1 protein-coding gene and 1 pseudogene are annotated in these 921 nt (G+C 65.0%); both read left to right on the top strand.

Annotated features, from left to right (window positions below; all coding sequences use genetic code 11):
* Window positions 1–294, top strand: a pseudogene (locus tag IEI94_RS21205) (hypothetical protein); the annotation flags it as partial.
* Between the two features lies 1 nt (window position 295).
* The coding region (locus IEI94_RS22745; protein ID WP_224750335.1) for a tripartite tricarboxylate transporter permease at window positions 296–921 on the top strand (626 nt) is incomplete at its 3' end.

Raw genomic sequence — 921 nt, 5'->3', positions numbered from 1 at the left:
GCCCTGGCGCTGACCGTGCTCAGTGCCATTCAGGCGCGGCGTACCGGCGAGACGCTGGTCAATCTGCCAAGCCTGGGTGACACGTGGCACATGCTCTGGCCGTTTCTCTATGTGCTCGCCTTTATCGTCTTGATCGACCGCTTCCCGCTGACCTGGGTGGCGCCCTTCTTGATCGGCCTGTTGCTGATGATCCTCGGTGAGCGTCGCTGGTACGTGGTCGGTCTGGTCTCCGCCATTCCTACCGCCGGGCTCTATGTCCTGACCGCGCACCTGATGCGCATTGGAGTGGTTTGAGATGATTGGATTCGACGCCATTCTGGCCTCCTTCGGGGCCGCCTTCACGATCCACTCCATCGCCGTGATTCTGGGGGGGGTGCTGCTCGGCTATATCGTCGGGGTCATCCCCGGCCTGAATCGCTCGGTGGCCATCGCCATCGCGATTCCCTTGACCTTCTACATGTCGGCCTTTGCCGCCATCGCCTTCTTGATCGGCCTCTCCAAGGGCACGGCCGCGGGCAGCGCGGTCTCGGCCATCCTGCTCAACACCCCCGGCGAAGCGTCGTCCGCGGCGACCTGCCTGGATGGCTATCCGCTGGCGCGCAGCGGCAAGCCGCGCAAGGCGCTCAAGGTGGGCCTGCTGGCCTCGGTGATCGGTGATCTGCTGGCCACTCTGCTGCTGATCGCGGTGGCGATTCCCTTCGCCGCCGTGGCGCTCAAGTTCGGCCCCTATGAGCTGGCGGCGATTCTGGTCTTCGCCTTGATCTTTATCGCCGGCATGGCCGGTGGCTCCTTCCTTAAGGGGCTGGCCGCCGGTGGCATGGGGGTGATCCTGGGCACCGTGGGCCTGGATCCGGAGACCGGCGCCATGCGCCTGACCTTCGGCTATGCCGAGCTGATGGAGGGTATTCCGATCCTGCCCCT

Source organism: Halomonas sp. ML-15, assembly GCF_014779595.1.
Lineage (GTDB): Bacteria > Pseudomonadota > Gammaproteobacteria > Pseudomonadales > Halomonadaceae > Franzmannia.
Note: the sequence above shows the minus strand (reverse complement) of the source record. Positions and strands in the feature narration are given on the sequence as shown.